Consider the following 22,248-nt stretch of genomic DNA (forward strand, 5'->3'; position numbering starts at 1 on the left):
GTAAAGGTTTTGTGATCGAATCGATCTAATTATCGATCGGTGCGTGAAGTCAGCTTGTAACGGGTGCCGGGATGGTAGAGTAGTGCCGCACTGACCAATGTTTGTTGGCTCCATGTTCTCCTATGCAGCAACAAGCACGGCTCGTCGGCTTTCATCGCTAGCGCCTGACGGACCGAATCCGAGGCAATGATCGCTTCTACCGTGTGTTCAATGGTATTTACTGGACATACCTGCGACAGGTACTCGTTGGGCGTGTGTTGACTAAAGTCTTGATGCAGATAATCGGGGGCCAATGCAGGATTAACCCACCGTTGCTCTAGCTGCAGAGGGACATTATCGGCGTAGTGCACTATCTCACTAAAAAAGACGTCCGTGCCAAGCATGACACCGAGGCGCATCGCGACATCTGCAGAGGCCGATATCCGTTTTAGGGTGCGAATATCACTACGATAGGTTTGGCCTCGCGCCGTTACTTCATCAGCAATGTTGCGGATATCCATTAGCGGCGATTCTGCTTTAGGTTGCGTAACAAATGTGCCTAGTCGCGGTGTACGCTCTAGCCGGCCTTCGGTCACCAAATCGCGTACCGCTTTATTTACTGTCATGCGACTTACATTAAATTGCGCGCAAAGCTCATGCTCAGTAGGAATACGCGCGCCCACAGGCCACACTTGCTGCTCAATCTTATTTACGATGTARTCTTTGATTTGCTGAAAGCGGGGCGCTTTGGCCATACGTGATCCTTTCGTTATTTATTGTGTATACAAATGAGCATTGATGAAGTTTATAACAAAATCAAGTGACTGGCAGGCACAAATGGGTTAATAAGGACGAAAAGAAAAGGGAATTAATTTAGGGGATGACTTGCATCACAAAAGCGGTATCTTCATAATCGAAGCTTACTTATTCTGCGCGGTTATTCTCAAACCGTGAAATACATTCATGTGCCACTTGGTGTGTGGCACCACTGAGAAGGATTGTTATCAATGCCTGTAATTACCCTCCCTGACGGCAGTCAGCGTGCTTTTGACCACCCCGTTTCTACTTTTGATGTTGCCAGTGATATTGGCCCAGGCCTTGCCAAAGCGTGTATTGCCGGTCGTGTAGATGGCGTGCGTGTTGACGCTTGCGACCTTATTGAAACTGACGCACAGCTAGAAATCATTACTGCGAAAGATGAAGACGGTTTAGAAATCATCCGTCACTCGTGTGYCCACTTGTTAGGTCACGCGATTAAGCAGCTTTTCCCAGAAACCAAAATGGCGATTGGTCCAACCATCGACAATGGTTTTTATTACGATATCGATCTTGAGCGGTCGTTGACTCAAGACGATCTCGATGCGATTGAAAAACGCATGAAAGAGCTGGCAAAAACCAAATATCAAGTTGTGAAGAAAAACGTCAGCTGGCAAGAAGCTCGCGATACGTTTGAAGCGCGCGGTGAGTCATACAAGATGGAAATCTTGGATGAGAATGTATCACGCGACGACCGTCCAGGCTTGTACCACCACGAAGAATACATTGATATGTGTCGTGGCCCACACGTACCAAATATGAGCTTTTGTCAGAACTTCAAAATTTTGAACGTAGCTGGCGCGTACTGGCGTGGTAACAGCGACAACAAAATGCTGCAGCGTATTTACGGCACAGCATTTGCGGATAAAAAGCAACTTAAAGCACACCTAGTGCGTCTCGAAGAAGCCGCGAAGCGCGATCACCGTAAACTGGGTAAGCAACTTGACCTGTACCATATGCAGCAAGAAGCGCCTGGGATGGTATTCTGGCATCACAATGGCTGGACGATCTTCCGTGAGCTTGAGCAATTTATTCGCGACAAACTGACTGAGTACGATTATCAGGAAGTTAAAGGCCCATTAATCATGGACCGTATCTTGTGGGAACGTTCTGGTCACTGGGACAAGTACGCTGACTACATGTTTACCACTAACTCTGAAAACCGTGAATATGCACTCAAGCCAATGAACTGCCCTGGTCACGTGCAGATCTTTAACCAAGGCTTGAAGTCATATCGCGATCTGCCATTGCGTATGGCGGAATTTGGTAGCTGCCACCGAAATGAGCCCTCAGGTGCACTGCACGGTCTCATGCGTGTGCGTGGCTTTACCCAAGACGATGCCCACATCTTCTGTACGCCTGAGCAGGTACAGCAAGAGGTAAGTGCGTGTATCGAAATGGTTTACGATACCTACAAAACATTTGGCTTTGAGAACATTGAAGTCAAACTGTCTACACGTCCTGAAATGCGTGTTGGCTCAGAAGAAATGTGGGATCGTGCCGAAGAGGCCTTAAACCAAGCACTGACTTCAATGGATATTCCATTTGAAGTTCAAGAAGGTGAGGGCGCGTTCTATGGTCCGAAAATTGAGTTTACTTTGCATGACTGCCTCGATCGCGCTTGGCAGTGTGGTACGGTGCAACTCGATTTTGCCCTACCAGAGCGTTTGAGCGCCACTTATGTCGGCGAAGATAACGAACGCCATACGCCAGTGATGATCCACCGCGCTATCTTGGGCTCATTGGAACGTTTCATCGGTATTCTTATTGAAGAATACGCAGGACACTTCCCTGCATGGCTCGCACCACAGCAAGCGGTTGTGATGAATATCACGGATAACCAAGCTGATTATGTGCAAGAGATTGCGAAAAAACTGCAAAAAGCTGGATTTAGAGCATCTGCGGACTTGAGAAACGAGAAGATTGGCTTTAAAATCCGCGAACACACTCTGAAGCGTGTTCCGTATATGCTGGTTTGTGGTGACCAAGAAATGGAAGCTGGTGAAATCGCAGTACGGACCCGTAAAGGTAAAGATTTGGGYAAATTCAAGATTGATGATTTCTTAGCTCAATTGAAGCAAGAAGTGCAAGATCGAACACTCAATATTGTGGAGGAATAAGGTATTAAAGGCGCAAGAAAAGCCCCGGCAAAGAAGAACGCTCATCGTCTAAACAACGAAATTCGTGGTGTCAAAGAAGTTCGATTGTCTGATGACAGCGGCGAACAACTCGGTATCGTACCCTTTGATGAAGCGCTTGCGAAAGCGGAAGCTGAAAGCTTAGATTTGGTCGAGATCAGTCCGAACGCTGAGCCGCCGGTTTGTCGTATTATGGATTACGGCAAATTCCTTTACGAGAAGAGTAAAGCTGCGAAAGAGCAGAAGAAAAAACAAAAGACTATTCAGGTTAAGGAAGTTAAATTCCGTCCTGGTACAGATGTAGGCGACTATCAGGTAAAACTACGCAACCTGGTTCGCTTCATTGAGGAGGGTAACAAGGTCAAGGTTACAATCCGATTCCGTGGTCGCGAAATGGCGCACCAGAGCATCGGTGTTGACGTGCTGAACCGCTTGAAAGAAGACACTGCTGAAATCGCTTCAGTAGAAAGCTTCCCTTCACGCATCGAAGGCCGTCAAATGATCATGGTTCTTGCCCCTAAGAAGAAGTAATTTTGGCTTCCAAGTAACGATCGGCTGCGCCGAAAGGTGCGGCCGTTTTGTTCGCCAAATTGCTATGTTATTAACACAATGCGGAGTTATTCATCATGTCTAAGATGAAATCCAACAAAGGTGCTGCTAAGCGTTTCAAGAAAACTGCTGGTGGCTTCAAGTACAAGCGCGCAACCAAACGTCACATCCTGACTAAGCGTACTACTAAGAACAAGCGTCAGCTGCGTCCAAACGCGATCCTACCAGCGTGCGAAACCGCGCAAGTAGCTCGCATGCTGCCATACGCATAAGTTTTTAGTTTTAGTTTATTTAGTTTAGGAGAGACACAATGGCTCGCGTAAAACGTGGTGTACAAGCTCGTGCACGTCACAAGAGTGTAATGAAGCAAGCGAAAGGCTACTATGGTGCGCGTTCACGCGTATACCGCGTAGCTTTTCAGGCGGTAACGAAAGCTGGTCAATATGCTTACCGTGACCGTCGCCAGAAGAAACGCCAATTCCGTCAACTGTGGATCGCACGTATCAACGCTGCGGCTCGCCAAAACGGTATGTCATACAGCCGTCTGATTAACGGTCTTAAAAAGGCATCTATCGAAATCGATCGTAAGATCCTTGCCGATATCGCGGTATATGACAAAGCAGCATTCTCTGTGCTGGTAGAAAAAGCGAAAGCTTCACTGTAATTTTTACAGTAAAGAATTGCTGAGAAAGGAGAGCTTCGGCTCTCCTTTTTTGTTATTGATGTGTGTCTAGATAATTGCACTTCGTGCATATTAAAATGAGTGATGGGTACGCCATCTCACTAAAATACCGTGGTATATTGCTTAGATAATAAGTTGCATAATGCCTTCGCACTTTAAGTAGGCAAAGTTTCACTGACGCTTTGTTGAGCTATTAAATCTTCATCTGCCTCCGGCCTTGGTTAGAAGGGTAATGGCATGATAACTGTAAATAAGTGGGAAGCATTTTCTGATAGCTTCGAGCAGAGAAATACCTACGTTGTTGGGCAGGCCATTATAGACACAGTGAAATCGAGACTTGCTGAGTTAGACAGCCTCGGGGTAGTACTTGAGGTAGCAGCACTACTTGAATCAAAGCGAGTATTAAAACCTGGTGGTCGGCTGATTGTGATGAGTATGACCCAATACAGCATGGGTTTATTCCAGCAGATTGGACTCATGTATCGTTATATCAAAATGTACGGTAACAAGCCTGCTGGTGCGATAAAGCTCACGCCGAAAGGAACACAGCAATATCTTGATGCGGCGATTTTTGACGATGTTCAAATCGAAGTTCTAGGAGATGGAGTAAAAGCGTTGTATGCAGAAGCAGTGAAAGCGCGCCGTTAATGACAGATTTTCGGAGCTAGGAGGACTACTCATCAATGCTAAAGATTTACATAGACTGTTAATGCATTGGCCTTACATCGGTCAATGTTCGTCGATTGAAAAAATTGAATGCGGAGCAGTGAATGTTACGTACAAGATTCATGCTGCGCGTGTTTTCTTTTTACGCTGCTATCAAACGTTAACTGACGATCAAATCTTACAGTCTCATCAGATTCAGTGCTCGTTAGCAACCCAGCTGCCGTTTGTTGTTGCTCCCTGCTTCACGGACAAAGCGTTAACGTTAATCAAATTTAATGGTGCATCTTTCGCTTTGTACCCTGCTGCTCATGGGAGATCCGTGAGTGAACTCTCGTCAGTTCAGGCTCAATCGGCGGGTTTTGCGCTTGCACTCGTGCATAGTGCGCTTGTTCAGCATGATGGTAGCGCCTTTCCGTCTATTACCCTTAGTTGGGAAAAAGAGGCGTGGCTACTCAAACTGGAAACGATCATCAAACGAATTCGTCAGGCACCTACCAGTGTTGACAACTACTGGGCAATGCGCCGTGCTGAAAAACAGCAAGAGTACTTAGCGAATAACAACGGTGTGCACCAATACAAAATAGCCACTCAGCGTCAGCTAATTCACGGCGACTACCATCAGGCTAATCTCTTTTTCGATAGGTATAGTGCAGTGTCAGGGCTGATTGATTGGGATTTATTGCAGAATATGCCACGTGCCTATGATGTGATTCGCGCATGTGCATATATGTTTCAAATGGATCCTCTGCTATCAAGTGCCTTTATTGGTGGCTATATGTCGCAATTACCATTGACTGGCGAGGAGCTGATAGATGGAGCCAGAGCTTGGGGTATATATGCGGATCATCATATTTGGCCGCTAGAGCAGGTGTACTTACACAATAATGTTGCTGCAAAGCGCTTTATTCCTCATCAGGATTTTCTGCCTTTTTCTCAGCAGTGGTGTCGTGTCGCTCACCACCTCAAAAACGATAAGGATATACGATGAACCAATACGTCTTTTTTTGTCAGCCTAACAACTGTGACCAGTTTACTTACTTGATCAAGGAATCCCCCAGCTATCTTGCTGAAAAAGAAGCACTGTTAGAGCAGGGATTGATCATCGAAGGAGATGTGATTGTTGCTGATTGTGCGGAGACTGCGATTGAAAAATTCCGCCAGATTAATCTCAATGCAATCGAGGATTACATTCAACACGATCCTATCGTTGGCTTTACGACCTTTATCATGGAAATATATCATTCGCTGCGTCGCCGGCTTGGAATGAAATCGTGATTGTGGATATGTATCAGGTTGATGCCTTTAGTGCTTCATTGTTTCAGGGAAACCCGGCAGGGGTGTGCATTTCGGCGTCCATGTTAGATGAAGCAATCATGTTGGCTATTGCCGAGGAAATGGCGGTCTCTGAAACGGCATTTCTGGCCTTAGATACCATGTCCTTACGCTGGTTTACACCGACAGTAGAAGTCGCACTCTGCGGTCATGGCACACTCGCCACAGCACATGTTTTGGCTGAGCGTGGTGACGTCAAAATGGGTGACAATGTCACTTTTTATACGCAGTCTGGACCTCTTGAGGTGACCGTAAAACGCGAGGGGATAGCGATGGCATTTCCTGTTCCTGAGCTTGCAGAAGTAACGCCAAGTCCATCGCGGCTAGAAGCTTTGGGTCTACATAGCTCTGGTATCCGCGCGAGTTATTGCTTTGGCGAAAAAGAGCTGTTGGTGGTTGATTCTGAAGACGATGTAAAAGCGCTGTCTCCTGATTTTGCGGTGCTAAATACGCAGCCTGGGCGTGGTGTGGTGGTGACTGCGGCAAGCTCTGATAACACGGTCGATATTGTCTCTCGCTACTTCGCCCCTTGGGTGGGGGTGATCGAAGACCCAGTGACAGGGTCCGCACATTGTGCGCTGGCAGCTTATTGGTCTCAAGCACTGAGTAAAAAGCAGCTTATCGGTTATCAAGCATCCGCACGCGGTGGGTATATCAAGATGACGCTCAGCGAAGACCATGTGTTGCTACAAGGCCAAGCAGTGACTGTATTCAGCGGAAAGCTGGATTTAAGCAAGAAGTAGTCATTTATTTTCCCCGCGGTATATTTTCAAGGCGCAGAATAAATTCCTCCGCGGTTAGTAGCCATAAAAAAGAGGCCAAACGGCCTCTTTTTCATTATTGAAGTGGGGGGGATTACGCCACTTGCACTTGCTGTTGTTCGATTTCTTCACTTGGTGTGGCACCAGACTCAGCACCGTGCATCCAACGAATCAGTGTGCCGGATAGCGCCAGTAAGATAACACCGGAAATCGCTGCTGTTGCTGCAATACCACCGAAGATGGCCATGGCACCGTAATCGCCCACATGTGAGCCAATAATACCTGCTACATAGTTAGCGACTGCGTTAAAGCCAAACCATGCACCCATCATTAGCGAGGCCAAACGTAGTGGTGCAAGCTTGGTGACTAGCGATAAGCCGATTGGAGAGAGACAAAGCTCGCCCATGGTATGGAAGAAGAACGCGCCCACCAGCCAGAACATAGAGGTTTTAACCGCCGTGTCGCCACCTTGTTCTAAAACGGCGCCAATCATGAACACAAATCCTAACGCGAGCATAAATAGCGCCATTGCGAACTTCACGGGTGAACTTGGCTCTTTACTGCCTAAGCGAACCCATAGTGATGCGACAATTGGGGCAAACACGATGATGAAGAATGGATTAAGCGATTGGAACCAAGCCGCAGGAATCTCAAAACTCCCCACCATACGATCTGTGTATTGTTGGGTATAGATATTCATCAGTCCGCCTGCTTGCTCGAAGCCAGCCCAGAAAATGATCACGAACAAGCCCATCAATAAAATCACTTTGAGGCGATCGATTTCTTTTTTCGTCAGTGGGGCATTGGTGGTCGACTTATTAGCGTCTCGCGCTTGCTGTGCGGCGGGTACTTTACCGATTTCGCCCAGCCATGAGTTCGCCATGGTAAGCTGGATTGCCAAACTGATTAGCATACCAACGCCTGCCGCGAAGAAACCGTATTGCCAACCGTAAGCACTCGTCACTGTACCAGAGACAAAACCGGCGAGCAGTGAACCAATATTGATCCCCATGTAGAAGATGGTAAAGGCACCATCTCGGCGGTGATCACCTTCGTTATATAGGTCGCCAACCATGGTTGAAATATTGGGCTTTAACAGGCCACAACCAGTGATCAGTAGGGCAAGACCAGCATATAAGGTATGCACGATATCCAAGCCATATTGGTGAGCGGGAAATGCAAGGGTGAACTGACCGATGGCCATTAAGGCACCACCGAACACCACCGCACGTCGCTGACCAATATAGTTGTCGRCAAACCACCCACCAATTAATGGCGTGATGTAGACCAAGCCTGTGTAGTAGCCATAAAGCTCAAGTGCATCTTTGGTTGACCAGCCTAAACCACCGTTAATGGTCTGATCGGTCAAATAAAGGACGAGGATGGCGCGCATCGCGTAGTACGAAAAGCGCTCCCAAAGCTCAGTGCCAAAAAGCAAAAATAGCCCACGAGGGTGGCCGAGTATATTCTTTTGGTTTTCCATAACTATCTAATTATTCACTTAAAGTTTTTGTTGGGTCTGCATTTCGTCATTTGGCGTGCAGTACGTCGCCAAGAGGGAGGGTTGTGGTTAGGTGAGCTCCTTAAATGTAATTTGTAACAAAATATTTAAATCTAGAGTAATGGTTTTTTACCAAAATTAAAATCTATTAATCAATCTCTTTATGAGTCATTTGATTAACTTTCGAGCAGGTAGTTGAAATATTATGTTTTGAGGATTTCAAAAAAGGCTGCCGCCATCATAGTTGGTGTAGCAGCCTATTAAATCGGTTAGGTGAGCTCCTTAAATGTAATTTGTAACAAAATATTTAAATCTAGGAGTAATGGTTTTTTACCAAAATTAAAATCTATTAATCAATCTCTTTATGAGTCATTTGATTAACTTTCGAGCAGGTAGTTGAAATATTATGTTTTGAGGATTTCAAAAAAGGCTGCCGCCATCATAGTTGGTGTAGCAGCCTCTTAAATCTTTGAGTGGGATCAAAAGAAGGGTGTTTATGTGACGCGTGTCACTATTAAAAGTGCGTTTGGATAGAAATCAGACAATAGCGTTACGTAGCCACAGCGCAATATCTTCGTACATAGTTTGGTGGCTCTGATCGGCATCCGCCCAGCTCATCACAAAGTGATAAAGCTTTTCGTGGTGATACGCTTGCCCCACCATTTGATTGGCCAGTAATTCTAACGGGCCGGGCGTCAAGCTGTCGGTAAACAGTTTACAGTCGACAATCTGACCGTGTTGGACGTCCAAGTGTAACTCAACGCCACCCCAATCAAATCGCTCGTCAAAGGTGTGCATAAATTGCGGACTTTGGCCAAAGTTCCATTCCCAACTGCATTGCTTCTCGTAGATAGCATCAAACCCTTCGACGTCAGGTTTTGCTTGGGGAGAAATGTATTCAATCTCAGTGTGCTGACCAAAGTGCGCGAAGAATGCTTGTTTGATGGCGTCACAGACCTTTTCGTGATCCACCGATGGCACAAACTCCGCAATGTTAGCGACGCGAGCGCGGACTGATGTGATGCCTTTGGCTTGCAGTTTTTTGGGGTCGGGGTTGAGGTAATCACCCAATCGAGATAGATCGGCGTTAATCAACAATGTGCCATGATGAARACCACGATCTTTGGCTTCTTTATACGCAGAGCCAGAAATTTTACGTTGTCCTTCAGGGGTGTCCATAACCAAGTCGTTGCGTCCACTGGCGGATGCATTCACGCCAAGCGATTTGAGCGCATCAAGGACGATTTGCGYAGAAATGGATTTATCATAGCCGGGTTTGCCTGCCATGAAGGTGAAATTGGTATTGCCGAGATCATGAAACACTGCGCCACCGCCACTTTGACGACGCGCTAAGACCACCTTGTCTTCTTCCATCTTTCGCGTATTACATTCGCGCCAAGGATTCTGACCGCGTCCAATGACCACCGTATTGTCATTGCGCCACAAGAACAGCACATTTTGTTGGGCCGACATGGTGCGAAATATGGTGTCTTCCACGGCAAGATTGAACCACGGGTGAGTGGACGTAGATACAAAAACGCGCAGCGGCAGAGAGTTAGGGTTCATGCAAGGCTCCAATCAGTCAAAAAGCTGGGCAGTAGAATAACAAACTCACTGAGGCGAGCGGGAACAAATAGCAATAAAAATCATCTCCGAGTGTCGCTGCGACTGACAACTCTGCTTAAAGAGCAGACAAATTTACTTTTTCTCCGCAAATCAGTGTGGAAAAATCCAACAAAAGCGGTTTAGGGTTTGGCATTAGCCGTGGCATTAATTAGTATGTAAGGTCATTTTTATTACCCGTTCTCTCAGTTAATTGGCATGGTAGTGCAAATCGGCGCTCTGTCAGTTTGCTCAGACAATTGGTAAACCACGATTTCCAACTGGTATGCCACTTCTTTAATCTGGTTGGACAGCCCCACGGGTCGACGAGGAAACAATGCAACAATTAGAAGAAATTCTTGCTAGCGCAACAGCGGCGATCGCCAGTGCCGCATCCGTTGCTGCACTGGATGAGGTCCGGGTGAAATTCCTGGGTAAGAAAGGTGAATTAACCGCGCAATTACAAGCTTTAGGTAAATTGCCTCCGGAAGAGCGTCGTGAAGCAGGTCAAACGATCAACCAAGCGAAGCAAACCGTACAACAAGCGATTGCTGAGCGTAAGAATGCACTTGAGCGCGCCGAGTTGGAAGCGAAGCTTGCGGCTGAAACCATTGATGTCAGCTTGCCCGGCCGTCGTATTGAAAACGGTGGTATTCACCCTGTAACGCGTACTATTGAGCGTATCGAACAGTTTTTTGGTGAGTTAGGCTTTTCTGTTGCCGCTGGCCCAGAAGTCGAAGACGGCTTCCACAACTTTGATGCGTTGAACATTGCTGCGGACCATCCGGCACGCACAGACCATGATACTTTCTTCTTCAACCCTGATCTGATGTTGCGAACCCATACCTCGGGTGTACAAATTCGTACCATGGAAGCGGGTAAGCCACCGTTCCGCATTATTGCGCCGGGCCGTGTTTATCGAAATGATTACGACCAGACCCATACCCCCATGTTCCATCAAGTGGAAGGTTTATTGGTTGATAAAGACATTAACTTCGCTGACCTGAAAGGCGTGTTAAATGACTTTTTGCGTAACTTCTTTGAAGAAGACTTAGAAGTGCGTTTCCGTCCGTCTTACTTCCCGTTTACTGAGCCGTCAGCAGAAGTGGATGTGCGCCGTAAAGGTGGCAAGTGGCTTGAGATTTTAGGCTGTGGCATGGTTCACCCGAATGTCCTACGCGCGGTAAACATTGACCCAGAAGCGTACCAAGGTTTTGCCTTCGGTATCGGGGTAGAGCGCTTGACCATGTTGCGTTATGGCGTGAACGACCTTCGTGCGTTCTTCGAGAACGATCTGCGCTTTTTGAAACAATTTAAGTAATCAGTGGGGCAAGGTAATAATGAAATTCAGTGAATCTTGGCTGAGAGAGTGGGTGAGCCCAGCAAACGACACCGAGGCGCTTGCCCACCAAATCACGATGGCCGGCTTAGAAGTAGACGACATTGCGTCAGTGGCCGGCGACTTTTCCGGCGTAGTGGTTGGCGAAGTGGTTGAGTGTGGTCAGCATCCGGATGCGGATAAACTGCGTGTCACCAAAATCAATGTTGGCGGTGATGAGCTACTTGATATTGTATGTGGTGCGCCAAACTGCCGCCAAGGCTTGAAAGTTGCAGTAGCGACCGTTGGTGCGGTCCTTCCTGGAAACTTTAAGATCAAAAAAGCGAAGCTGCGTGGCCAGCCATCGTTCGGGATGCTGTGCTCTTTTACCGAGCTAGGTATCGATGTGGAATCTGATGGCATTATTGAGCTGCCGACCGATGCACCGATTGGCACCGATATTCGTGAATACTTGTCACTCAATGATGCTGCGATTGATGTTGATTTGACCCCCAACCGTGCTGATTGCTTGAGCCTGCGTGGCCTCGCTCGCGAAGTGGGCGTGCTTAATCGCGCCGATGTAGCCGAGCCGACCATTACTCCAGTGGCACCTAGCATTGATGATAAAGTCACGGTACGTATTGATGCGCCTCAGGCATGCCCACGTTACCTCGGCCGTGTCGTTCGCAATGTCAATGTTGGCGCACAAACACCGCTTTGGATGCAAGAAAAACTACGTCGCAGCGGCATTCGTGCCATTGATCCTGTTGTTGATGTCACCAACTATGTGATGCTTGAACAAGGTCAGCCGATGCACGCGTTTGACCTCAGCAAAATTGAAGGCGGCATTGTCGTGCGTCTTGCTGAAGAGGGCGAAGCACTGACCTTACTCGATGGCAACGAAGCGAAGCTAAATGCGCAAACACTGGTAATTGCCGATGACCAAAAAGCCTTGGCGATGGCGGGGATTTTTGGTGGTCAAGACTCAGGTGTGACGACGGAAACTCAGGACATCTTATTAGAGTCCGCCTTCTTTGCGCCTGAAGCCATTCGTGGTCGTGCACGTAACTATGGTTTGCATACTGACTCGTCACACCGCTTTGAGCGCGGCGTTGATCCAGCACTGCAAACTGCTGCAATGGAGCGTGCGACTGAACTATTGATCGCGATTTGTGGCGGAGAAGCCGGTGAAATTGTGGTGGGTGAGTCATCTGAGCATCTACCTAAGCGTGACACTGTGACTTTACGCCGCGAGAAGCTTGATCGCCTACTGGGTCATCATATCGACGATGCCACCGTTACCGACATTCTGACCCGTCTTGGCTGTGGCGTCACACAGACGCAGGAAGGTTGGCAGGCGACAGCACCAAGCTGGCGTTTTGATATTGCTATTGAGCAAGACTTGATTGAGGAAGTGGGCCGTATCTATGGATATGACAACATTCCGACGCGCGCACCGAAAGCCGCACTGACTATGCGCGAGCATCAAGAAGCCGCGATGCCGCTAAAACGTGTACGCGATTTGTTGGTTGACCGTGGCTTCCACGAGGCGATTACCTACAGCTTTGTCGAGCCAAAACAGCAAGCGTTGATTGTGCCACATGTTGAGCCGCTAATCCTGCCAAGCCCAATTTCTGCAGACATGTCAGCCATGCGTTTGAGCCTGCTTCCAGGGCTTTTGAATACGGTGGCGTACAACCAAAAACGCCAACAACCACGCGTGCGTTTGTTTGAGTTTGGTTTACGTTTCACTCCAGAAGGCGATATGACGGGTGCTGTTCGCCAAGAAAATATTCGTCAAGAGCGTATGCTTGCGGGTGTGATTGCTGGTCCTCGTAGCGAGGAGCACTGGGATATGGCAACGGCGACAGCGGATTTCTTTGATTTGAAAGGCGATCTTGAAGCTGTTCTTGAATTGAGCGGTAAGTTGTCTGACTTCCGTTTTGTCGCCGCCAAGCATCCAGCGATGCACCCGGGTCAAACTGCTGCGATTGAATTGGATGGCAAGGTCGTTGGCTATATGGGCACCTTACACCCAGAGCTTGAGCGTGAGTTTGGCTTAAATGGTCGTACCGTGGTGTTTGAGATTGAGTGGCAAGCCATTGACAGCCGCTTTATTCCAGAAGCCGCTGGCCTTTCTAAATTCCCAGCAAACCGCCGTGATATTGCGGTGATTGCCGACCAAACACTCGCGTCTGGTGACGTAGTAGCTGCGTGCTTGGAAAGCGGTAATGCGTTGGTGAAAGGGGCGAAACTGTTTGACCTCTACACTGGCAAAGGGGTGGAAGAAGGTAAGAAAAGCTTGGCGATTGCCCTTACGCTTCAGTCTGATGAGCGCACGCTGGAAGAAGCCGATATTAGCGATGCCGTGTCTGGTGTTGTGGCCCATTTATCAGAGAAACTGGGCGTAACTTTGCGTGATTAATCCCACTCTGATTAGAAAAAAGCAGCGGAAACGCTGCTTTTTTTATGCCTAATTGATCTAACATCTATCCGTTTGAAAAGCTGAGTGAATTCACTAAATCTGTATAAAATCCGCTCAGATATTGATAAATTTGCCTAAAATCAGTCACTAATGGATATATGCAAATAGCGTGACTAAAATACGCTTGGTAAGTAGCTGGTAACAAAGGTCAAATTTTTGGACACTGTTCTTGCTTTTGCAACTTAAAAAAGTTGGCGCAAATCAGCCAGTTGGCATACACTTGTTTTGAGTTGGTCCTCAAATATCCCTAAAATACAAGGGCTAAAGACGTGTGGACCACGTGTAGAATGGTGGTGTCGATACTGCGGTATTGCATATGTGTTCAACAATTCTTGAGGGAAAAACCTATGGCGCTCACTAAAGCCGATTTGGCTGAGAACCTGTTTGAAAATATCGGGATTAGCAAACGGGACGCCAAGGAGACAGTCGAAGCGTTTTTCGAAGAAGTTCGTAAAGCACTCGAAAGTGGCGAGCAGGTGAAATTATCGGGTTTTGGTAATTTTGACTTGCGAGACAAGAATGAACGTCCCGGTCGAAACCCTAAAACAGGGGAAGATATTCCAATCACTGCGCGACGCGTTGTGACGTTTCGACCTGGCCAAAAACTAAAAGCACGGGTTGAGAACGCCGAGGTAGAGAAATAAACAGAGCGTTACTCGTGCCAGTGGTGACGATGCCACGGATAAAAAGCCGCGGACCGAAAGGTTGGCGGCTTTTTAATTTGTCTATACATGATCACACTGTGAAGGGAAAACGCTGGGTTTATCGGTTAAGTCGCTGTAACGTTTTGTTGTCTAGTTGTAATAAAAGGAAGCATTATGCTGACAACACGTCCTGGTGCCTTTATTGATGCGGCATTGACTGCACCTCACGCCTTTACCCCAGACTCATGGCGAGTTGGCTCGCTGGCCTTCAATCACAGCGCGCCCGGTATCATCTCAATCCAACCCGATGCGGCCAACGTTTCCCGTTGTGTAGTGCTATCGTCGGGGATCCATGGAGACGAAACTGCACCGATTGAACTGATTGATCAGCTGCTCGCGGATATGCTCGCAGGGCAATTTACTCCTGATGTTCCACTGTTACTGATCATTGGTCATGCTGAGGCGATTAAAGCGCACACTCGTTTTATTGAAGATAACCTCAACCGCTTATTCGGAGGCTGGAATGAGGAAAAAAACGAAGAGCACTACCTTGCCAACCAGCTGCAAAAAGCGGTGAGCGATTTCTTCGCAGCTCAACCGGATAACATGACCCGTTGGCATCTCGATTTACACAGTGCGATTCGTGAGTCCTACCACTATATGTTTGGTGTGATCCCAACCACGCCGACCGAGAAAGACGTACGCCCATTGGCCGCATTACTCAATGACGCGAAAATGGATGCCACTGTCCTGTCTCAATCACCCTCACCAACCTTTAGTTGGTATAGCGCCAATCACCATGATGCGCTGGCTGCAACCTTAGAAATGGGCCGTGTGGCGCCGTTGTTTGAAAATGATATGCGTGAGTACGAGCCACTTGATCGCACCTTACGGGGCTTGTTAAAAGCCGCTACGTTGCCGACTGAATTGGCGCCGATGCGCTTTTACCGCGTGACCCGAACCTTGACCAAGCACAGCGAGCAATTTGCACTCACGTTTCCCTCCACCGCCAAAAACTTTACACCGTTTGAAAAGGGCGCGTTGTTGGCGACCGACAAGGGACAAGAAATTTATGCTGAACACGACGGTGAAGTGGTGATCTTTCCAAACGCGAATGTCCAAGTGGGTCATCGCGCTGGGTTGCTTGCCACACCGTTTGAAGCCGATGCGAGTCAGCCACTCTATGTGCACGTACCACAAAAAGCCACTGCGTAGCGCTTTTCAAGCCTCACGCCAGTCTGTAAAGTGCGTCACAGAATCAAAATAATGGATGACGCATGCGAGTGTCCGAACTTACTGCACGCCAACAAGCCAGATGGCGGCGTGCTTTATTAGCATTTAGTGGCGTTTTACTGGTCGTTGGCGTGTTCGCTCTGAGCGTTGGGGAGATCTGGATCGCTCCGTTTGGCAATCACTCAGTATTAGAGTCGCAGCTGCTGGTGCAACTGCGTTTGCCGCGAGTGATGGCGGCCATACTCATTGGCGCGTCGCTTGCCATCGCAGGGGCGAGTTTACAGGTGTTACTCGGTAACCCGCTTGCCGAGCCCGGCGTGTTGGGGATCTCAGGCGGCGCCAGCGTCGCAGTCGTATTGTTGCTTTTTTTCGCGCCAGCATGGGCATCCAGCGGCATGATGGCGGTTGCGGCTATGCTTGGTGCTAGCCTCTTTACACTGATATTGGTATTGCTTGCTCGTCGTGCCTTAGCGACRTCACGCATCTTGTTAGTGGGCGTAGCCTTGAGCATCCTTGCCGGGGCGGTGGTGACCTTAGCCTTTTATTTCAGCTCCGATTTTAACCTTCGCCAATTGATGTATTGGCTAATGGGTTCATTGTCCGGTATGCGCTTAAGCCATATCGCGTGGTTGGCGCTGACCGCGCCGTGTATCGCGATATTGTGTCATTTTGGCCAGCAATTGGATCAACTCATGCTTGGTGATGTACAAGCGCAACAATTGGGGCTAGATACTCATCGATTGCGTTGGCAACTGATTGTGCTGATCAGCATCTTGGTCGGATTATCGGTCGCTGCAGCTGGCGTGATTGGCTTTATTGGCCTTGTGGTGCCCCACTATTTGCGTTTGTGGTTTGGTAGCCGGAATCGCTACTTGCTGCCTTTGTCGGCGTTGGCTGGGGCGATTTTACTGGTCAGTGCCGATACGCTGGGTCGATTGCTGCTTGATGCGGCAGAGCTCCCCGTTGGGGTGGTGACCAGTGTGATTGGTGCGCCTTTATTCATTTGGATGCTGGTTAAGGCGGTGTAATGTTAACAGCACATCAATTGAGCTTATCGCCGCGTTTATTGCCACTGTCTATCCGCTTTCAGCGCGGGCAAGTGACGCATTTGATTGGCCCTAACGGCAGTGGCAAAAGCACGTTATTACATTTGCTGTCAGGGCTTGGTACGCCTGAACACGGCCAGGTGAGCATTCAAAGCACCGCTATTGCCGGCCTACGCCGCCAAGATCTCGCGCATCTTCGCGGTTACTTAATCCAACAGCAAAAACCTGCCTTCGTGATGGCCGTGTATGAATACCTCAATCTGGTCATCGACAGTTTACAGCTTGGCCAAGTGTCTGCGCGTGATGCGGTGGTAAGACGTGTATGCCAATCGCTGTCGATTGATGACAAGCTTCATCGTCGTGTTGACAGTTTGTCAGGAGGCGAATGGCAACGGGTTAGGCTGGCTGGGGTATTATTGCAAGTCGACAGGCAATTAAACCCGCAAGCTTCTGTGTTATTGCTGGATGAGCCGGCGACGGGGCTGGATGTTGCTCAGCAAGAAGCGATCTACGCAGAAATTACTCACGCCGCCAAGCAGGGACTGTGCGTCGTCATGGCAAACCATGATCTCAACCGCAGCCTGACGCACGCAGATAACGTGGTTTTACTCAACCAAGGCCGGATGGTGGCGAGTGGTGCACCCCGTGATGTACTCTCGGACACCCGCTTGTCTGACGTATTTGCGACTCCTTTAGTGCAGGTCAGTACTGCATACGGCCCGGTGATTGTGCGCGTTGGCGAGCAAGCCGATCTCAATCCGCCTCGATGACGTTCAGCTTGGCCCTGATGAATTCCGCGTGATCCACATAAAGCAGCTCGGCGGTTTTACGGATCACCGCTTCTTCGAGCGGGTCGATATTTTCATCGGCATACGCCACCGACCACATGGCTTCAATCAGTTCAATCCGTGCTTGTGGGTCTAAATCACGCAGCTTGTCCGTGTATTCGTATAGCGACGTCGCTTGTTTACTGTGAGCTTGTGCCTCGGCCAACAGTGTATCCGCTTGCGATGGCTCGAGGTTCAGTAATTGGCAAATGCGATCGCGCTTAGTCACAAACTCGCGCTCATCAATGTCGTGATCGGCCATTGCAACCTCACTCAGTAAGCCTGCCATCGCTTGATGCAGCGATAGCCCAACGTCACTGTGTTGCGCCGCATCAGCGGCGAGGGCGGATTCAAGTTTTTTAAAAAGCTGTTTTAGCATGGCTGTTCTCCCAAACTGCGGAGTTTATTGGCCGTCTTTACACACTGAGTACGCAGTGAACGGGCAATACGTTTACTTTAGCAACACCGTATTGGCGGTTTGTGCGTCGATGGCGCGGCTTTGTTTCTTTTTACTTTGTGATAGGATGCGTCTCCAATCAACCTTATTTATCGGCTGTGACACTGATAAACGCCTTAAAAGATTAAGCAGTAAGCAGGAATCGCCTTGAGTTCACGTCATCACAACACGTCAGAGACACTGTTTGCAGCGTTAAACGATTGTATGCTGCAAGACCGTTTTCGTTTTAAAAAGCGCATCCATGGCGCACAAAAAATCAAAAAAGACGACGCCAAACAGGCGGTGTACGATCAAATTGCCGCTGAAATGGCGCAGAGTATGCAGCGCCTGCTCGCCCGTCGAGCCAATACGCCAACCGTTCGCTACCCGGAAGAGTTGCCAGTCAGTCAGAAGAAAGATGACATTGCCGAGGCAATCGCGAACAACCAAGTCGTGATCATTGCGGGGGAAACGGGCTCAGGCAAAACCACTCAGCTGCCCAAAATCTGTATGGAGCTTGGGCTAGGCGTCGCCGGTACCATAGGTCACACTCAGCCACGTCGCTTGGCTGCACGCTCGGTCGCCTCACGGATTGCTGAAGAGCTTGACGTCGAGTTAGGCAGCAGCGTGGGCTATAAAGTGCGCTTTAATGACAAAGTCTCAGAGGCGACGCAAGTCAAACTGATGACGGACGGGATCTTGTTGGCCGAAATCCAGCACGATCGGTATCTGAATCAGTACGATTGCATCATTATCGATGAAGCGCACGAGCGCAGCTTGAATATCGACTTTATTCTCGGCTATTTGCGCGAGTTATTGCCCAAGCGCCCCGATCTCAAAGTCATCATTACATCGGCAACCATCGATCCTGAACGTTTTTCTAAGCATTTCAATAATGCCCCCATGATTGAGGTGTCTGGCCGTACTTATCCGGTGGAAGTGCGCTACCGTCCATTAGTGGAAGAGGACGATAGCGATCGTGACCAGCTGGAAGCGATCAGCGATGCGGTCGATGAGCTGTGCCTTGAAGGGCCGGGTGATATCCTGATTTTCATGAACGGTGAGCGTGAGATCCGCGACACCGCCGATTACCTTCAGCGTCGTCAACTGCGCGACACCGAAATTTTACCCTTATACGCGCGGCTTTCTGCTGGCGAGCAAAATCGTGTATTCCAATCTCACTCGGGACGCCGGATTGTACTGGCCACCAACGTCGCCGAGACCTCGCTAACCGTTCCGGGCATTAAGTATGTGATTGACCCCGGTACGGCGCGGATTTCTCGCTATAGCTACCGAACCAAGGTGCAGCGATTGCCAATTGAGCCGATTTCACAGGCCAGTGCTAACCAGCGTAAAGGGCGCTGTGGCCGTGTGTCGGAAGGCATTTGTGTGCGCCTATATAGCGAAGAGGACTTTTTAGGCCGTCCTGAATTTACCGACCCAGAAATTCTGCGGACGAATCTAGCCTCCGTTATCTTACAAATGACGGCATTAGGGCTCGGTGATATTCAAGCCTTTCCGTTTGTTCAGCCGCCTGACAGCCGTCACATCAAAGATGGTGTCCGTTTGCTCGAAGAGCTGGGGGCGATCAAGCCCGGCCAAGCCACTGATAAACGTAAGCTGACCGCGATTGGTAAAACCTTAGCTAAACTGCCGATTGACCCGCGTTTGGCACGCATGGTGATTGAGGCGCCCAAGCATGGTGCCTTAAATGAGGTGATGGTAATTGCCGCGGCCTTAGCGATCCAAGATCCGCGTGAGCGTCCAGCGGATAAGCAGCAACAAGCGGATGAAAAACATCGTCGTTTTGCCGATAAAGAATCGGACTTTTTGGCCTATGTAAACCTTTGGGATTACGTCAAAGAGCAGCAAAAAGCGCTATCGAATAACCAGTTCCGTAAACAGTGCAAAAAAGACTATCTCAATTACTTGCGGGTGCGAGAGTGGCAAGACGTTCACTATCAAATCACCCAAGTAATGAAAGAGCAAAATGCACAATTTAACCAAGAGCCTGCCAGTTATCAGGCCGTTCACATGGCACTGTTAGCAGGGCTATTAAGCCACATTGGCCTGAAAGACCAAGAAAAGAACGAATACCAAGGCGCACGGAATGCACGGTTCCATATTTTCCCGGGTTCTGGGCTTTTCAAAAAGCAGCCTAAATGGGTGATGGTTGCCGAACTGGTTGAAACCTCAAAACTCTGGGGGCGAATTGTTGCGCGTATCCAACCTGAATGGGTGGAGCCATTGGCGCAGCATTTGATTAAGCGCAGCTACAGTGAACCACATTGGTCACGCAAGCAAGCGGCTGTCATGGCCAGCGAGAAGGTCACGCTATACGGGATCCCGATTGTCGCCAGCCGTAACGTCAATTATGGCGCCATTGACCCGGTGCTTAGCCGTGAGCTGTTTATTCGTTCGGCATTGGTTGAGGGGGATTGGCAAACCAAACATGCCTTTTTCCGCCAAAACCAAAAGCTGTTGGCGGAAGTGGAGGAGCTCGAGCTCAAATCTCGCCGGCGCGATATTTTGGCAGACGATGATACCTTGTTCGACTTTTACGATCAGCGCCTCGATCATAGCGTGGTCAGTGGGCGTCACTTCGATACCTGGTGGAAAAAGGCACGTCAAGACAATCCGGACCTGCTTAACTTTGAAAAAGCCATGCTATTGCAAGGCGACGCTAGCCATGTCACGGAGCTGGATTACCCCAATTTTTGGCATCAAGGCAACCTAAAACTCAAATTAAGCTACCAATTCGAGCCGGGCCAWGACCACGATGGGGTGACGGTGCATATCCCACTGCCGATCCTTAATCAGGTGTCAGAAGAAGGCTTTGATTGGCACGTCCCCGGGCTACGTCACGAGCTAATTGTCGCGCTGATTAAATCTTTGCCTAAGCCGATACGACGTAACTTTGTTCCGGCACCAAACTATGCGGATGCGGTCTTGCAACGAGTGACGCCCATGGAAGCGCCTTTGCTCGATAGCATGGAAAAAGCCCTAAAGCAGATGTCCGGTGTCACCATTGCGCGCGACAGCTGGAATGTGGCGCAATTGCCAGAGCATCTGCGCATTCAATTCCGCGTTGTGGATGATAAAAATCGCACCTTGGCTGAAAGCGAAGATCTTCATGCACTGAAACTGTCACTGAAAGATAAGGTGCAAGCGACGTTATCGGATGTGGCGGATGATGACATTGAACAGCAAGGACTCACCCAATGGACATTTGGGGAACTGCCGAAACGCTACCAGCAAAAGCGCAGCGGGTTTGAAGTCAAAGCGTATCCGGCTTTAGTCGATGAAAAAGACAGTGTCGCGATCCGCCTCTTCGAAACGGAAGATCAACAACATAAAGCCATGCAAGCGGGGCAGCGTCGATTGGTCTTGCTCAATGTGCCATCGCCGATAAAATACCTGCACACCCATTTGCCCAACAAGTCGAAACTCGGTCTGTATTTTAACCCCTATGGCCGTGTTTTGGATTTGATTGATGACTGTATCGCCTGTGGCGTGGATAAACTCATTGAGCAACACGGCGGGTTAACCTGGGAAGCGCAAGCATTCGAAGCTCTTAAAGAGACGGTGCGTGCGGATCTAGGTGATACTGTGGTGGATATTGCTCAACAAGTCGAACAGATTTTAACCCATGCCTTTAGCATCAATAAAAAGCTAAAAGGCAAAGTGGATCTTTCGATGGCGTTTGCGATGTCGGATATCAAAGCTCAACTAGAAGGGCTGATTTACAAAGGCTTTGCTACCGAATCAGGCTGGCAGCGGCTGCCCGATATTTTACGCTATATGAAAGCGATAGAGCGTCGGTTAGAGAAGCTGCCGATTGATCCAGCGCGAGATCGCAGTCATATGCTCAAGATTGAATCTGTGATGAATGACTATAAGGCGTTGCTGAATAAGTTACCGAAAGGCAAAACTCTCCCTGATGAGGTAAAAGCTATACGCTGGATGATTGAAGAGCTTCGAGTGAGTTACTTCGCGCAGCAACTGGGTACGCCTTATCCGATTTCAGACAAGCGGATTAAAAACGCCATTGCGGCGATTTAAACGCGGCAAGGTCGTGCCGCCGTGTGACGTCAGTGAAAGGATAAATCTTGAACGATAATTAATTTATATAAATATCAATAGTTAATAGAAACCGTGTCAAATGGCACGGTTTTTGTTTTTGCCAATACGGACAACAAACGGCTCGGTCGTTCGTGTTGCAGTGGCAAAGTA

General features: G+C 48.8%; 19 protein-coding genes. 15 read left to right on the forward strand and 4 right to left on the reverse strand.

What is annotated here, in order from left to right; genetic code table 11:
- Positions 1-29: 29 nt before the first annotated feature.
- Positions 30-734, reverse strand: coding sequence for a histidine utilization repressor (gene hutC / locus BZJ18_RS08595; protein WP_077456123.1), 705 nt, complete (start codon positions 732-734; stop codon positions 30-32).
- Positions 735-986: 252 nt separating this feature from the next.
- Between hutC and thrS the strand changes: the two genes are divergently transcribed.
- From thrS to BZJ18_RS08635, 8 genes are all read left to right on the forward strand, one after another.
- Entirely contained in the window at positions 987-2,915 is a 1,929-nt protein-coding gene (thrS, locus tag BZJ18_RS08600) for a threonine--tRNA ligase (RefSeq protein WP_077456124.1), read from the forward strand.
- Positions 2,916-2,918: 3 nt separating this feature from the next.
- A complete protein-coding gene (gene infC, locus BZJ18_RS08605; RefSeq protein WP_069587637.1) occupies positions 2,919-3,464 on the forward strand; it encodes a translation initiation factor IF-3 in 546 nt (181 codons plus the stop codon).
- Between the two features lie 95 nt (positions 3,465-3,559).
- Positions 3,560-3,754 carry a 50S ribosomal protein L35 gene (gene rpmI, locus BZJ18_RS08610; RefSeq protein ID WP_069587638.1) on the forward strand — a complete coding sequence of 65 codons (195 nt, stop codon included), beginning with the start codon at positions 3,560-3,562 and terminating at the stop codon, positions 3,752-3,754.
- Positions 3,755-3,792: 38 nt separating this feature from the next.
- Positions 3,793-4,146, forward strand: a complete 354-nt coding sequence (gene rplT / locus BZJ18_RS08615; RefSeq protein ID WP_069587639.1) for a 50S ribosomal protein L20 — start codon at positions 3,793-3,795, stop codon at positions 4,144-4,146.
- 255 nt (positions 4,147-4,401) lie between these two features.
- Complete coding sequence (locus BZJ18_RS08620; protein ID WP_077456125.1) at positions 4,402-4,812, forward strand: hypothetical protein; 411 nt, start codon at positions 4,402-4,404, stop codon at positions 4,810-4,812.
- Positions 4,813-4,873: 61 nt separating this feature from the next.
- Positions 4,874-5,818 (forward strand): phosphotransferase enzyme family protein, encoded by a 945-nt coding sequence (locus BZJ18_RS08625; protein ID WP_077456126.1) that lies wholly within the window; start codon positions 4,874-4,876, stop codon positions 5,816-5,818.
- Entirely contained in the window at positions 5,815-6,105 is a 291-nt protein-coding gene (locus tag BZJ18_RS08630; protein ID WP_077456127.1) for a hypothetical protein, read from the forward strand. Before BZJ18_RS08625 ends, BZJ18_RS08630 begins: the two co-directional genes overlap by 4 nt.
- Positions 6,102-6,905, forward strand: a complete 804-nt coding sequence (locus BZJ18_RS08635) for a PhzF family phenazine biosynthesis protein (RefSeq protein ID WP_077456128.1) — start codon at positions 6,102-6,104, stop codon at positions 6,903-6,905. Before BZJ18_RS08630 ends, BZJ18_RS08635 begins: the two co-directional genes overlap by 4 nt.
- A 112-nt stretch (positions 6,906-7,017) precedes the next feature.
- Here the strand turns inward: BZJ18_RS08635 and BZJ18_RS08640 are convergent, their stop codons facing one another.
- Complete coding sequence (locus BZJ18_RS08640; protein ID WP_077456129.1) at positions 7,018-8,406, reverse strand: peptide MFS transporter; 1,389 nt, start codon at positions 8,404-8,406, stop codon at positions 7,018-7,020.
- Positions 8,407-8,961: 555 nt separating this feature from the next.
- Positions 8,962-9,990 carry a lipoate--protein ligase gene (locus BZJ18_RS08645; protein ID WP_077456130.1) on the reverse strand — a complete coding sequence of 343 codons (1,029 nt, stop codon included), beginning with the start codon at positions 9,988-9,990 and terminating at the stop codon, positions 8,962-8,964.
- Between the two features lie 373 nt (positions 9,991-10,363).
- Here BZJ18_RS08645 and pheS point away from each other — a divergent pair, with 373 nt between their 5' ends.
- The 6 genes from pheS (at position 10,364) to btuD (ending at position 17,522) form a co-directional block, all read left to right on the forward strand.
- Entirely contained in the window at positions 10,364-11,347 is a 984-nt protein-coding gene (gene pheS / locus BZJ18_RS08650) for a phenylalanine--tRNA ligase subunit alpha (RefSeq protein WP_077456131.1), read from the forward strand.
- 19 nt (positions 11,348-11,366) lie between these two features.
- Complete coding sequence (gene pheT, locus BZJ18_RS08655) at positions 11,367-13,769, forward strand: phenylalanine--tRNA ligase subunit beta (RefSeq protein WP_077456132.1); 2,403 nt, start codon at positions 11,367-11,369, stop codon at positions 13,767-13,769.
- A gap of 407 nt (positions 13,770-14,176) precedes the next feature.
- Positions 14,177-14,473, forward strand: coding sequence for an integration host factor subunit alpha (gene ihfA / locus BZJ18_RS08660; RefSeq protein ID WP_077456133.1), 297 nt, complete (start codon positions 14,177-14,179; stop codon positions 14,471-14,473).
- A gap of 174 nt (positions 14,474-14,647) precedes the next feature.
- The gene (locus tag BZJ18_RS08665; protein WP_077456134.1) at positions 14,648-15,688 is read left to right on the forward strand and encodes a succinylglutamate desuccinylase; all 1,041 of its coding nucleotides are present in this window, start codon (positions 14,648-14,650) and stop codon (positions 15,686-15,688) included.
- Between the two features lie 62 nt (positions 15,689-15,750).
- Positions 15,751-16,734 carry a vitamin B12 ABC transporter permease BtuC gene (btuC, locus tag BZJ18_RS08670; RefSeq protein WP_077456135.1) on the forward strand — a complete coding sequence of 328 codons (984 nt, stop codon included), beginning with the start codon at positions 15,751-15,753 and terminating at the stop codon, positions 16,732-16,734.
- Entirely contained in the window at positions 16,734-17,522 is a 789-nt protein-coding gene (gene btuD / locus BZJ18_RS08675) for a vitamin B12 ABC transporter ATP-binding protein BtuD (protein WP_077456136.1), read from the forward strand. The genes btuC and btuD overlap by 1 nt, the downstream gene beginning before the upstream one ends.
- Here the strand turns inward: btuD and BZJ18_RS08680 are convergent.
- Complete coding sequence (locus tag BZJ18_RS08680; protein WP_069587658.1) at positions 17,506-17,958, reverse strand: tellurite resistance TerB family protein; 453 nt, start codon at positions 17,956-17,958, stop codon at positions 17,506-17,508. The two genes, btuD and BZJ18_RS08680, sit on opposite strands and share 17 nt — an antisense overlap.
- 225 nt (positions 17,959-18,183) lie before the next feature.
- Between BZJ18_RS08680 and hrpA the strand changes: the two genes are divergently transcribed.
- A complete protein-coding gene (gene hrpA, locus BZJ18_RS08685) occupies positions 18,184-22,077 on the forward strand; it encodes an ATP-dependent RNA helicase HrpA (protein WP_077456137.1) in 3,894 nt (1,297 codons plus the stop codon).
- Positions 22,078-22,248: the final 171 nt, after the last annotated feature.

The sequence above is a fragment of the Salinivibrio sp. IB872 genome (assembly GCF_001995345.1).
Classification (GTDB): domain Bacteria; phylum Pseudomonadota; class Gammaproteobacteria; order Enterobacterales; family Vibrionaceae; genus Salinivibrio; species Salinivibrio proteolyticus.

Bases quoted from the DNA above. Each gene is read 5' to 3' on its own strand.
- rpmI (WP_069587638.1), top strand. From the start codon at position 3,560: ATGTCTAAGATGAAATCCAACAAAGGTGCTGCTAAGCGTTTCAAGAAA.
- rplT (WP_069587639.1), top strand. From the start codon at position 3,793: ATGGCTCGCGTAAAACGTGGTGTACAAGCTCGTGCACGTCACAAGAGT.
- BZJ18_RS08620 (WP_077456125.1), top strand. From the start codon at position 4,402: ATGATAACTGTAAATAAGTGGGAAGCATTTTCTGATAGCTTCGAGCAG.
- BZJ18_RS08625 (WP_077456126.1), top strand. From the start codon at position 4,874: ATGCATTGGCCTTACATCGGTCAATGTTCGTCGATTGAAAAAATTGAA.
- BZJ18_RS08630 (WP_077456127.1), top strand. From the start codon at position 5,815: ATGAACCAATACGTCTTTTTTTGTCAGCCTAACAACTGTGACCAGTTT.
- pheS (WP_077456131.1), top strand. From the start codon at position 10,364: ATGCAACAATTAGAAGAAATTCTTGCTAGCGCAACAGCGGCGATCGCC.
- pheT (WP_077456132.1), top strand. From the start codon at position 11,367: ATGAAATTCAGTGAATCTTGGCTGAGAGAGTGGGTGAGCCCAGCAAAC.
- ihfA (WP_077456133.1), top strand. From the start codon at position 14,177: ATGGCGCTCACTAAAGCCGATTTGGCTGAGAACCTGTTTGAAAATATC.
- BZJ18_RS08665 (WP_077456134.1), top strand. From the start codon at position 14,648: ATGCTGACAACACGTCCTGGTGCCTTTATTGATGCGGCATTGACTGCA.
- btuD (WP_077456136.1), top strand. From the start codon at position 16,734: ATGTTAACAGCACATCAATTGAGCTTATCGCCGCGTTTATTGCCACTG.
- BZJ18_RS08680 (WP_069587658.1), bottom strand. From the start codon at position 17,958: ATGCTAAAACAGCTTTTTAAAAAACTTGAATCCGCCCTCGCCGCTGAT.